Annotated in this window: 11 protein-coding genes; all 11 read right to left on the bottom strand. The window is 35.3% G+C overall.

The genetic code is table 11. From position 1 onward, the window contains the following. Positions 1–29: 29 nt before the first annotated feature. Complete coding sequence (locus tag ACFOZ1_RS02465; protein WP_390195465.1) at positions 30–1,451, bottom strand: HAMP domain-containing sensor histidine kinase; 1,422 nt, start codon at positions 1,449–1,451, stop codon at positions 30–32. After that, positions 1,441–2,115: a response regulator transcription factor gene (locus ACFOZ1_RS02460; protein WP_390195462.1), complete on the bottom strand. Its 675-nt coding sequence runs from the start codon at positions 2,113–2,115 to the stop codon at positions 1,441–1,443. Before ACFOZ1_RS02460 ends, ACFOZ1_RS02465 begins: the two co-directional genes overlap by 11 nt. Before the next feature lie 108 nt (positions 2,116–2,223). Next, positions 2,224–4,272, bottom strand: coding sequence for a carbohydrate-binding domain-containing protein (locus ACFOZ1_RS02455; protein WP_390195459.1), 2,049 nt, complete (start codon positions 4,270–4,272; stop codon positions 2,224–2,226). A 17-nt stretch (positions 4,273–4,289) separates the two neighbouring features. After that, positions 4,290–4,979 carry a DUF4956 domain-containing protein gene (locus tag ACFOZ1_RS02450; RefSeq protein WP_390195457.1) on the bottom strand — a complete coding sequence of 230 codons (690 nt, stop codon included), beginning with the start codon at positions 4,977–4,979 and terminating at the stop codon, positions 4,290–4,292. A 17-nt stretch (positions 4,980–4,996) separates the two neighbouring features. Beyond that, positions 4,997–5,698 carry a polyphosphate polymerase domain-containing protein gene (locus ACFOZ1_RS02445; RefSeq protein WP_390195454.1) on the bottom strand — a complete coding sequence of 234 codons (702 nt, stop codon included), beginning with the start codon at positions 5,696–5,698 and terminating at the stop codon, positions 4,997–4,999. Positions 5,699–5,897: 199 nt separating this feature from the next. Beyond that, positions 5,898–7,346 (bottom strand): N-acetylglucosamine-specific PTS transporter subunit IIBC, encoded by a 1,449-nt coding sequence (gene nagE / locus ACFOZ1_RS02440; RefSeq protein WP_390198023.1) that lies wholly within the window; start codon positions 7,344–7,346, stop codon positions 5,898–5,900. Between the two features lie 141 nt (positions 7,347–7,487). Continuing rightward, entirely contained in the window at positions 7,488–7,967 is a 480-nt protein-coding gene (locus tag ACFOZ1_RS02435) for a PTS sugar transporter subunit IIA (RefSeq protein ID WP_390195451.1), read from the bottom strand. Positions 7,968–8,189: 222 nt separating this feature from the next. Next, positions 8,190–8,876: a copper homeostasis protein CutC gene (locus tag ACFOZ1_RS02430; RefSeq protein ID WP_390195448.1), complete on the bottom strand. Its 687-nt coding sequence runs from the start codon at positions 8,874–8,876 to the stop codon at positions 8,190–8,192. After that, positions 8,873–10,243 carry a M17 family metallopeptidase gene (locus tag ACFOZ1_RS02425; RefSeq protein WP_390195445.1) on the bottom strand — a complete coding sequence of 457 codons (1,371 nt, stop codon included), beginning with the start codon at positions 10,241–10,243 and terminating at the stop codon, positions 8,873–8,875. Before ACFOZ1_RS02425 ends, ACFOZ1_RS02430 begins: the two co-directional genes overlap by 4 nt. Before the next feature lie 5 nt (positions 10,244–10,248). Beyond that, positions 10,249–12,249 (bottom strand): beta-galactosidase trimerization domain-containing protein, encoded by a 2,001-nt coding sequence (locus ACFOZ1_RS02420; RefSeq protein ID WP_390195443.1) that lies wholly within the window; start codon positions 12,247–12,249, stop codon positions 10,249–10,251. A 36-nt stretch (positions 12,250–12,285) separates the two neighbouring features. Continuing rightward, positions 12,286–13,275, bottom strand: a complete 990-nt coding sequence (locus tag ACFOZ1_RS02415; protein ID WP_390195441.1) for an asparaginase — start codon at positions 13,273–13,275, stop codon at positions 12,286–12,288. Positions 13,276–13,353: the final 78 nt, after the last annotated feature.

Here is a 13,353-nt window from a genome sequence, read left to right as displayed (position 1 = left end):
TTTATGCTCTCACTGAGTATAAACAGATCTTACTTTGCTGTCTCAGCAGGCAATATTAACCTAAATGTAGTGCCATTTGGTGAGCTTTCTACCAACAATAAATCTCCACCAAGTGCTTGTGCAATCATTTTACTAAATGGTAATCCCAAACCGAGACCACCTATTGAATACTTTTTATTCTCCCCTCGATAAAATCGTTCAAAAATATAAGTTTGTTCCTCTTCTTTGATTCCTATTCCGTTATCTGCTACATCAATCTGAATAAAGTTGTTTTGCAATGACAACTGTATTTTTACTGTACCATTTGTACTTGTCGCATGATTAGCATTGTGTAATAGATTCATCATAATTTGTTGTACACGTACATAATCTACTTGTACCTCTTTATCTTCTTGAAGTAACTGCGAAGTAATAACAATTCCTTGACTTCCTTGCGTTTTTTCCCATAATTGAATCGATTCTTTCATTAATTCATTAATCAAATAACTGTCCAATGAAACAGTAACAGCATTTGCAGCAAATGTGTTAAATGCAAGTAAATCATCTACCATTTTTTTAATTTTTTCTGTTTCTTTTATGGAAATGTTCAGAAATTCTCGAGCTTCTTCCCCTTCAACAACATCATCTTGAATCGCTCCAAGCAAACCACTAATAGAAGTAACTGGTGTTTTTAATTCATGAGACACACCAGCAAGTAATTCCGTTCGCAATGTTTCTAATTTTTCAAGCTTTTGAGCCATTTCTTTGAATGATTGAATAAGCATCGCTACTTCTTCTTCCTTTGCATCTGTAAACAATTCCACTTGATAATTTCCATCTTCAATTTGTTTTGCTGCATCAGCTACTTCTTTGATTGGTTTCGCTAAACGTCTTGCTAAGACATAAATTGCAATCCATCCTAATACGAGGAGACTTAATATCATGATTGTCAATTGACCATAAGCTTGTTCCACTTTTGCGAGCTTATCTTTTTGTTCCACATAAAATACATAACCAACAATTGCATCATCTATTTCAATTGGTTTTCTCACAACATAATAAATACTATTTGTTTGTCCATTGTTCACTTCTTGTACATCATCTTCTTCGGTTAAGTAAGATGGCTCTATTTGTTTGTTTTGTAATACCTCTCGTACATTCTCATAAATAACCATTCCATCTGTATTTGTTATATAAATTGTTGGCTTACCTTCTATATCTAAAAATCTACCTTCTCCTTCCAAGAATCGATGAATATCCATCCCCGGCGGGAGCTCTTCCTCTTGCAAATCCGCCATTTTTCTAGCGGTTTCTTCTGCCATAAACTCCATTACTTGTAATCTATTTTCTAATGTTGTATGGCGTATCCATAATGCTGATACTGTTGCAACAATAATTAATCCAATGATTAATGTAAGAAGAAAACGCGATGTCCAATAACGCTGTAATGGTATTGTTCTATTAGTTGACACTTAATTGATACCCCACTCCTCTAAGTGTTTTAATTTCTCCTTCCGTTGTAGGCCAGTCCAATAAAATTTTTCGTAATCGTTTAATGGATAAATCTACAGCCCTGTCACTCCCATCATAGTCCCATCCCCACACATGTTCAATTAATTGTTCTCTTGTAAATGTTCTATTAGGATGTTCCGCTAAAAACAGGAGCAACGATAGGTCTCTTGGCGTTATCTCTAATTCTTTCCCATAAAGACTCACACGATAGGCTTCTTCGTCAATATGCAAATGACCAAATCGCTTAACAGATTGATTGTCATTCTTAAATCTTCGTAATACTGCGTTTACTCTTGCAATTACTTCTTCCCCAACAAAAGGTTTTGCGATATAGTCATCTGCACCACCATTCAATCCATCTAAGCGATAATGCACATCACTTAATGCTGTCAACATAATAACAGGACAACTACTTTTTTTTCTAATTTCTTTTAATACGTAAAAGCCATCATTCTTCGGTAACATGACATCTAGTAAAACTAATATTGGATTTAACTCTTCGAATTTCTCTAAAGCAATTTGTCCATCTGTTGCAATTTCTGTATCAAAATGCGCTTTTCTTAAGTATGCTTGTAATACTTTACTAATTGCTAGGTCATCTTCTACAATTAAAACTGGCCCCATCCACATACTCCTTTACATCATTCTATACACAATATCCTAATCATATCATATAACTATATGAGGAAACCCGAACAACCTCTACCATAACGAGGTTGTTCGGGTTAGTCATTATTGTCTGCTTTCTCTGAAGCCACCTTGCATAGCACCTTGTTGCACTGTAACACCAGATTCATTCACATATGTCATCATACTACTCATTTCGAATGTTGTTCGTTCATCCCCATCAGTATAAAGCATATATGTCCCATCTTCACTTAATTGATTATCACTTATCACTATTGTTTGAAAGTCTTTTTCTGGCTCGATTTTTATTATTTGATTGCCATCTTCATCTGTTATTTCAACAAGTGTACCTTTTATTTGTGTTTCTTCAAATGTCATCATCATTGTTGCTTGTTCAGATGTGGATGACACACCTTGAGCCATTCCTGCACTACCTGCAGCAATTAATGTACCACCTGTTATATCAAAAGATTGATCATAATCAAGTGCACCATTTCCGTTATTTGTTGGACCATATACAATAACTGTACCACCTGTCATTGTGATGCTTGTGTTAGAATCCAGTCCATCACCATTCGCATCAACAGTAATGCTTCCACCTGAAATCAATAATTCACCAGTTTCTTCCGTCTCTTGTGTTTGGGTCGTTTCTTGATTTAGCTGATCCCTATCAAATTGTGCTCTTTCTGCACCATCACTACCTCCATTTACATTCACACCATCATCTTCTGCTGTAATATCAATATTTCCATTATTAAAAGTAATATTTGACCCTTCGATACCTTCTAAACTTTTGCGGATCACTATATCACCACTAGCAATCATTACATCTTTATCTGCATGAATACCATCATCACCAGTAGCTACATCTATATCCCCACCGTTAATAATTATATCGGTATCGCTATGGATGGCATCGTCATTCGCATCAATGGTTATCGTCCCACCTGAAATCGTCAAACTATTTGTTGCTTTTATTCCCTTCATACTAACAGTATCTTCTTCATTCTTATTGGTTGTATTCTCTTCAGAAGACAAGGATGAAGATGCTTCTTCTTCTGTTGTTTTGTTACCGTTTGATGGTATCATTTCTTCTGGTGAGGCCATTCCTTCTTCTCCTGATTCACCCCATTCCGGGGGAACCATTCCCTCTTCTCGTGAATTATTACTATCTGGCGGTGTCATTGAAGTATTACCATCAGGAGGTGTCATCCCTTCTCCTGTTGGATTAGATTCCATAGGCGCCCCATCACTACCTGGTCTCATACCACCAAATCCGTTGCCCATCATTTCTTGTGATTCAATTACATCTGGACTTCCTCCGCCTGATGTAATGGTATAGACACCGTCAAGCACTGTCACCGTATTTTCAGATTGTATGCCATCACCACTTGAATCTATCGTTAATGTACCACTTTCTAAAATTACATTACCTTTATCTTCATCTGCATCATTTGTAGATTTCACACCATCGCCACCTGCTTTAATGTGGATAGTTGCATCTTTTAACGCAACAAGATCACGTCCCACAATACCATCATCTACTGATTGAACTGTAATGGTTCCACCAATAATTTTCAAATTATCTCTACTAGTTATCGCATCATTGTAATTTCCTTCAACAGTTAAATTACCGTCACCATTTATTGTTACATCGTCCTTACTAAATAAAGCAGAAGAAGGTTCATCCGTTTCTTCATTTAAATAAACATATTCGTCTCCATCAGACAAATGATTTTCCGTACCCTCTTCTAAAGAGATGACTGTTTTGTCTGCTTGCTTGATGTAAATTGCAGAAGTTGTCGTAGAATGAATGGACGCTCCATTTAAAATAAGACGTACAGTCCCTGTTCCTTCTGTATTTACAACAACTTGTCCATCTGTTAATGTTCCCTCTAACACATATGTTCCAGCAGTATATATTTCAATTTGATTATCCTGAATCACTGTTTGATTGTTGTCATCTGCTGTGATCGATGTATCATCAAAGTAGACATGTGTAACATCGTCATCAACCCAATTCAAATATACATCATCTTCCGCATATGTTATGCCATTCTCTGTTTGTTGTTCCTTGCTACATGCACTCAAAAGAACAACAAACAGAAGCATTACAATAATGACATACAGTTTTATATTTTTTTCAACACTCATTACATTCTTCCTCTCCATTACGCTGTAAAGTTTCCATCATAACTTAACATTACTGCAGAGGTTACTCCATTTAGATTAGAGACTTCCGAAATAACATCTCTTTCGTTCTCTTTGACACGAATTTCATACGTTACTTCCACTTCATTGTGGAGTATCATTGATTTTGATTTCAGACTAATTTTTTTCGTATGTGTGCGTATTACTCGCTCGATTTCTTCTTCAATTTCCTTTTCACCATACTTAATCACAAGAAGAAATGGATTCTCTATTTTAATTTTGTTTGCAAATAAGATAATCACAAGCCCAATCGCTAATGAACCAATTACAGCAAGCAAAATAAATCCTGCACCACTTAATATACCTACAATAATCGACCAAAATAAATAAACTAAATCCATCGGGTCTTTAATAGGTGTACGAAAACGAACGATGGACAATGCTCCGACCATACCAAGTGACAATAGAACATTTTGACTAATTCCCATTATCACTAGAGATGTGGCCATTGTCATAATCACTAAGGATATGTTAAATGAATGTGAATAAATCACACCACGAAACGTTTTTTTATAAATGTAATAGACAAATAACCCAATAAGAAAGGAAACACTTAAGCCAATAAGTGCATCAATGATGGAAAAAGATGTTGTATTTTCTAAAAAACTTGATTTAAAAATATCTGAAAAATTAGTTGTTTCTGTATTCATATTTTAGTTCCTCTTTTCTATATATACATTCTGCTTAATTGATATTTGGAATATGCTTCTTGTCTTGTATCAGCAAGTTGTAATAATCGTTTGATTACTTCTGGTAAATATTCATCATATTTCACTTCTAGAATGACAATATTATCTTCTAACACGTCTACCATTGGTAAGTTTTTATCAAACATATTCGTATTGCGTATACTTGTTTGAATCTTCAGGTCAAAAGTAACTCGTACATTACCATAAGGATATACATATGGTTCGCGGATGTAGTCCACCACAGTTACTGGTCTAATTTGGTGATAAAACATTTCTACATATAAATCGCGAATCAATGAACGTGGATCATTTTTCATCCACTCAATCTCTGTTACTCTCATTTTTTCAAATTCTTTTCTTGTAATTTCACATTTGGATTTAAATGTAAGATTATTTCGCTTACTTTTTCTTTCCAAATTAATGATATCCTCACTCTTCCCATAAATTCTTACGCGATATTTATCTCGAGAAATGTATCCTTCTTTTTTTTCTGTTAATACTTTATTCTCAAAATTATCGAAATACGCGGAACGAATGAGATATCTTCCTTCACTACCTGCATTCTGATCCAATCGCATAAAATGTCGTAGTTTATTACGAATAATTTGATAATCACATATCGTAATCGCATGTTTTAATTCTTGCCTACCTTTTGGATGAAAAGAACTGCAATACTCCATTTTCTTCCCTCGCTTTCTCTACATAATGCTTGCCCCTACAAAACATAGATTACAGTAGGAATGCGTCAGGAATATGTCAAAAGTATCTTTAGTGGACACTAAGCACATATTAATGATTATATGCAGAACAAAAAAAGCTCTGCATATCCTTTAAGATAAACAGAACCTTCTTCAAAATGAGTATAACTATTATATATTTCTAATTTCCTCTAATCTTTTTTATTTCATCTGCAACAAATTGCACTTGTGTACCAACAATGACTTGAATGTTATTTTTTCCAACCACTTTTGTTCCTGCAACACCTGTCTGTTTAATTCTTTGTTGATCAACAACAGATATATCTCTTACTTCTAAACGTAATCTTGTAACACAGTTGTCTACGGAAAGGACATTCTCATTTCCACCAAGCCCCGCATAAATTTCGTGTGCCATTTGCGCAATTTCATTTTCCGCTTCATATGTTCCACCACTCGCTGTCGCTAAAACAGGTTCTTCATCTTCACGTCCAGGAGTCTTAAGGTTAAATTTAGTAATAAGAACTCTAAATAAAACATAATAAACGACTGCAACAACTAATCCTTGTACAAGTAACATATATGGCATATTAGCTAACGGCAATCTTGAACTAAGAATAAAGTCAACTAATCCAGCACTAAACCCAAATCCTGCTGTCCATTCAAAAGATGCAGCAATAAATAAAGAAATACCAGTTAATGCAGCGTGTACGACATATAATGCTGGTGCTAAAAACATAAATGCGAATTCTAATGGCTCTGTTACACCAGTAAAGAAAGATGCGAATGCTGCAGCAAGTAATAAGGATGCAGCCGTTTTCTTTCTATTTGTTTTTGCTGTATGATACATCGCTAGAGCAGCAGCAGGTAGTCCAAACATCATAACAGGGAAGAATCCAGCTTGATATATACCTGTTACACCCTTCTCACCTTCACCAGACCAGAAGTTCTGAATATCATTGATTCCAGCAACATCAAACCAAAATACTGAATTTAATGCATGATGTAAACCTGTTGGAATTAATAATCGGTTAAAGAAGCCATATAGCCCTGCACCAGCAGCACCAATCTCACTAATTGATTTACCAAAAGATACAAGTCCACTATAAATTATTGGCCATGCAAAAAATAGAATAAAAGAAATAAATAACATGAATACAGCTGTCATAATAGGAACAAGTCTTTTTCCACTAAAAAATGCTAATGCATCAGGCAACTTCACATGACTAAAACGATTATACATAAGAGCTGCTATAATACCAGATAAAATACCAACAAATTGATTTTCAATTTTGCCAAACGCAGCATTCACGGTCTCAGGATCGACACCTTGCAATAAGGCTACAGTGTCTGTTGATAATAATGTCGTCACAACTAAGTAAGCAACGAGACCACTTAATGCAGCAGAACCATCTTTATCTTTGGACATCCCTAAAGCGACACCAATCGCAAATAGAATAGCCATATTATCGATGATTGCCCCACCTGCTTTAATTAAAAATGCAGCAATCGAACTTCCTTCACCCCAACCTGTTGGATCAATCCAGTAACCAATTCCCATCAAAATCGCAGCAGCTGGTAATACTGCTACAGGTAGCATTAATGACCGACCAATGTTTTGTACGTATTTCATAACCACACAAATTCCTCCTATGCATTGAATAATAATGTACACGCTTCTTTTTTTGCAATATTAATCATGAAAATCATAGAACACAGAGACAATTGACCCTTCTTAAGGAACATAGGATTTACTCTTTACATATCACCCCCTTTATTTAATAGTTAATAAAATCGTTTCTGCTTGCTGACAATAAGCTTCCTCTGTTACTACATATGATTTATCTGGCTGACTATTTGTAATAACTAATGGTGTAATAATATGCTCTACATGTTTTTTTAAAAAATCCCAGTCTACATACATTAGTTTTTGACCAACTGTTACTTTTTCTCCTACCTCAACAAGTATAGAAAAACCCTCTCCTTTTAACGAAACAGTATCCAAGCCAATATGGATCAGAATTTCTGTATCGTCTTTCCCTCTAATGCCAATCGCATGTTTCGTTGGTGCTATTTGAATAATTTCTCCATCTATTGGTGCTACAATATCACCACCATTAGGCATCACAGCAATACCTTCTCCCATCATTTTTTCACTAAATACAGCATCTGGAACGAATTCTATTGGTATAACTTCACCATTTAGTGGAGAATAAATATGTATTTGCTCTTTTTTAAATAAATGTTTAAACATAAATCTGGCTCCTTTTCGCATTCTTTAGCATACAAAAAGGCACGGAGAAATAAAAAGGACTTGTTATCCAATTCATTACTCCATGCCTAATCTAATTAGTCACATGTGAGACTATATTCATTTGTATGCGCTATCAATAAACTCATCATACATGATGCCACAACAATTGTCTACCGTTTTTTTATTTTTTTAATATCCACTTTTAAGCAAACAATTAATTATTTACCGTTTTATCTCCTTAATCACTAAGATACTATCTAAATCAAAGTCATAATCTAATGATTGATGAACACGTACACCTTTACCAAAATGATATTCTTTTGCCCGGACTTTCTCATGAATTGTTCTAAAGTTAGTTGGGGAGATACCTGCACCAGGCATAATAATTGGACCATTCGTTTCTTCCGATAATTGGACTAATTCTTGTAATGTATCCATACCTTCTTCACAATTAGGTGCGCCACCTGATGTTAGTATTCGCTTAATATTATCTTTATACATAGACAGCGTATGATATGCCTGTTTTATATCGACAGCAAAATCAATTGCACGATGAAATGTCAGATTCACAGATGGATAGTGCGCGATAATCTTTTCAATTAATTTGTCGTCAATCGAAAAGTCCTCTTTTAATCCCCCTACGACAAATCGTGTTGCTCCTATCTCAAACATCTCTTCCATCGATTTCAGTATCTCTTCTACATCTCGATCACTATTACAGAATCCGTTGTCATGTGGTCGAATCATGACTTGCACAGGAATCGTTACTTGTTCGATTATTTGTTTTGTGACTGCTATCGTTGGTGTTAATCCATCTCGATCAATTGACGATACGAGTTCTAATCGGTCTATTCCTGCTGCTTCTGCTTTTACTGCATCTTCTACATTTTCCACTATTGCCTCTATCATTTACATATTCCCTCCCTTTTGATTAGCTCTGCTAACAAACGTACCCCAAAGCCACTAGCGCCACTTGTATAGTAGCCTGTTGCTTTATATGGATTTACAACATTTGCCATGTCGATATGATACCATTTGGTTGTTTTCTTCACGAATGCTTGAAGAAATAACGCAGCAGTAATTGATCCTCCATATGGAGAAGATGCAATATTTCTAATATCACACGTATCACTTTCTAATAAATCTTTGTAGTCATCTATTATTGGCATTGGCCATACGAAATCACCGGTAGCTTCACTTATTTGTTCATAATAATCGAGTGTATTCAGCTTATTACTGTAAATACCTGCTCTTTTTAACCCTAGCGCATGACCAATGGAGCCTGTTAATGTGGCAATGTCTGCTATCCATTCTGCACCTATTTTTTCAGCATATAAAATACCATCTGCTAGAATCAAGCGACCTTCCGCGTCTGTATTTCCTACCTCTACTGTTGTTCCGTTCGCATATGTAATCACATCTGATGGCAAATATGATTGGCTACTTGGACGATTCTCTACTAATGGAATAATAGCATGGAGAGTCACATCTAATTGAAGTGCGCCGATTAGTTTCATTGCACCAATCACTGCAGCTGATCCTCCCATATCCATTTTCATTTCGGCGATATCTTGTCCAGTTTTACTATTTATTCCACCAGAGTCAAATGTCACACCTTTTCCTACTAAAGCCATTTTATTTTGGCTTCCATTGTTATATTCCAGTAGAGCTACCATTGGTTTATGTGCGCTTCCTTTTCCAACTTCGTATGTCGCATGAAATCCTTCAGCTATAAGCTCATCATTATCAAGTATTCTTACATCTACTCCTGTATCTTTAAATACCTCAACTATTCGTTCAGCATAAAGCATAGGTGTTAACCGATTAGCTGGTTCATTACATAAATCTCTCGCTAAACATACGGCATCTGCTGTCATCTTCGCCATCTTAGAGTGTTTGGCATAATTGCTTGGATAATGTAAAAGAATCGTTCGGTCTTTTTTTGTCGATTTATACGTATTAAAACAGTAACTAGCCAAATACCATCCTTCAAAAAATGCAACAATCGATTGATCTGATGTCATACTTTTCATTTGGTTGAAGAAATCAAACGAAATATCTAAACTTGTCATTCCTTGTATATCTGTTTTTTTTCTTAATTCACCTGCAACCTTCTTAATGGATTCTAATGATGAAGTATCTGTTGGTATATACACATAAAAAATCCACGTATCATCTTCATACAAAAATTGAACTGGATTTTTCTTAAACAGATCTTCTGGAATGGCATGTTGTACATGTTGAACTTCATGAATAAACTGAACGTACGCATGCATCTCCCTCACTCCTCCCATTCTATACAATACATGTCGTAACCATGTAATTCGTCTAATAAGAACGATGTATACCCATTCTTTTTTTCAAATGAAATAGACTGTTGATCACTTATTCGAGTAATAGAAGTAATAGATTTCGTTCCACTATAGAAAGATGCATGGACGGCGGATAAAGGAATATATTCTTCGATAGTATATAAATCCTCTGCCTTTTTCTCTGTAATGTAATGGAGAAAATGCACCAATGTCATCTGTTTATTTTTGTTCTCTTGTACATATACTCGTAAACTACTAGGCCCATTATGTGTCACCATTTTGTTCTCTAATAATAATTCCAATATGTCTTTGATAATCGCTTTACACCAATTTGGAGCCTTTTGTCGATAAATTTTAAAAATTTCATAGGACACATATATCGTCTCATTAAACTTAGTCACTGCAGGTGGTCCTATTTCTTTAGAAGAAGGTGCATGTTGATGTGAACAATAGGTATCCCCTTCTCGATTAAAGTATGGATTTACTGTATGCATGCAAACTTCTGCTTCTTTTTCTTCTACTCTATAGCCTTTGTCGTACATGACATATTCTTCTTGATATAACCCCTTCCCGATACAATCATTTGGTAAAATAAATGATCGATCATAAGTGGAGGGTCCTTCCCATTTCACACCACATATTTCGCGCATCATCGTAGGATTATTTGCTAATGACTTCCCTGTGACTAATAATTTTCCACCATTTTTCTTAAATTGCGTCAACTGTTTTACTAAATAATCATGACAGAGAATATGGTCAGGGATGATAATTAATGCATACTTGCTGAAATCCATTGTGCTATCAATAATATCAAATTGATAAGATAATTCTTCAAGCATACGTACAGTTCCAATTAATGACGGATCGATACCTAAATTACCGCCATTATTCATTTGCTGTTCTTCTGGTGTGATAATCGCAATCTCTGCTTGATTCACTGCTTCTTTGCAATATGGTTCGATTCGAGCAACTTTCGTATACAAATCACCAATTAATTTGTAAGCTCCTTCAGACAACACACCATTTGGATGCAATTGATCACCAATCGAGATACCCGCACCTGATGCGATCATACGTAAACATTCATACTCTAATGCTGCTTGATTTTTTAATGAATGAAAGTCACCCCAATATGTGTGGAATTTCCCTGTCATACCCAACACATCTTTACCTAATTGTCTTGCATAGCGAATGGTTGCTGGAAAATGATCATACCCCCAACCGCCACTAGGTAATGATTCTAATTCTAAATGGGAATAGGCATCAATACTTTCTTTCAATGCGGGCCCAACATGAGAACTATTAAAGAAAATATGTGCGTCTGGGACGATTGCTCTTACTAATGTAGCTATTTCATTTTTAAAAGTGTGAAGCATGTGACGAGAATAACGAAGACGCTCTGTTTTATTTGTTACATCATACTCTAATCTTTCCATTTGCTTCATACAATTTGGACAATGACAATCCACTTCAAATAAAATATCAAGAAAGAACCCATCTATATTCTCTACACCTACAACTTCTATTACATCGTACAAATGTTGGATAAAATACGTTCTGTACTCACTATTTAGACAAATGGTGTAATAAAAATGTGGTTCATCCACATTTTGCGTATTGATGAAATTACCATTCTCATCTACACATAACCACTCTGGGTGTTCTCTTGCAATATATGCGTCCCATTGCACTGTTGTATAGATTGGTACGGCAATTCCTTGTGCATGACAACTTTCTATTTGTTCAAGTAATAACCTTTTGTTCTCTAAATTCGGATGGATCAAATCAGGCCGATGGATGGAAGGGTAGTATAACCACCCATGATGGCATCTTGCAAAACAAGTAACAGAATCCACAGATGCTTGTTTTAATGTATGTGCAAACACCTCTTTATCAAAGTCTTTTGCGACATGTGGAATATGTTCACTTGTATGAAAATCTAAATGTACCTGTCGATATGGAATACTCATTATTTCTCCTCCTCTCGATATCTCTTGCTTCAATTTTTACAAATCTAATTCAATATGTCCGACTTCTTTTCCACTGTCATTTGTAATAGACGACGACTTTAAAGCATATAATCGTTCGATTGTTTCCGTATTGCTGTATTGTATTTTTTGTAAAAGTTCTGCTACGATTAACGGCCAAAGCGCTTCTGTTCCGCTGTGAACTTTTAACGCAATACTGATTTTTTCTTTCTTAAGTGCTAAACAATAGACACCTTGTGCCCCACCTTTTGCTACAATGTTCTTATCTTGTAGTAATGCTGTACAAATAAATTGATGGGATGCGACAATATGCGGATTTTCATTCATTACTATCGCAATTTTTCTGACTGCTTTCTCAGTCTCTTTGTCTTCAATTAGCGTTGGATCTGCAAATTTCAAATATGAGATTGCCATATTGAATAAAGGTACTGCAAAAACAGGTACTCCACAGCCATCCACACCTGTTATGATGTCTTGTACAGGTGTTTGTGAAAGAGTGGCAACAGTTTCTAATATCTCTTGTTGTAATGGATGATGTAAGTCCTCATAATTGTTGGCTAATTGTTTCTTTTTGACATATGCTAGAAATCCAATATGCTTTCCTGAACAATTATGAAGAAAGGCACGTTTCTCTTTTTGTGCTTTTATATATTCTATCTTTGACGCTTCATTCAACGGATAGCTTGCATGACAAATTAGTTCTTGTTCTGCTATGTTTACTTTTTCCGCCAATTTTAAAATGGCCTTCTCGTGGTATACTTCTCCTCTTTGAGAAGCAGTAAATAGCGCTTGTTCCTCACCTGTAAGTCCATATTCTTCAATCAAACCACTTCTAAATACCGGAATTGCTTGTAATGGTTTCATTGCAGAACGATAAAAAGTAGGTTGATAGATATCCCCTTTTTGATACACAATCTGTTGATTTTGATCAATAATACAAACAGCACCATGATGCACATTCTCCACCATTTGATTTCGAAATTCCCTAGCAATAATAGAATAAGACATAAAAAAACCTCCTAAAAATTAAATGTGAAAGTGACCGTTTAGAAACGTACCAATAGAAAATAAAGAGTGCCATAAGAC

This window comes from Gracilibacillus marinus (assembly GCF_042651725.1).
GTDB lineage: Bacteria > Bacillota > Bacilli > Bacillales > Amphibacillaceae > Gracilibacillus > Gracilibacillus marinus.
This window is presented reverse-complemented; position numbering and strand designations above follow the sequence as displayed.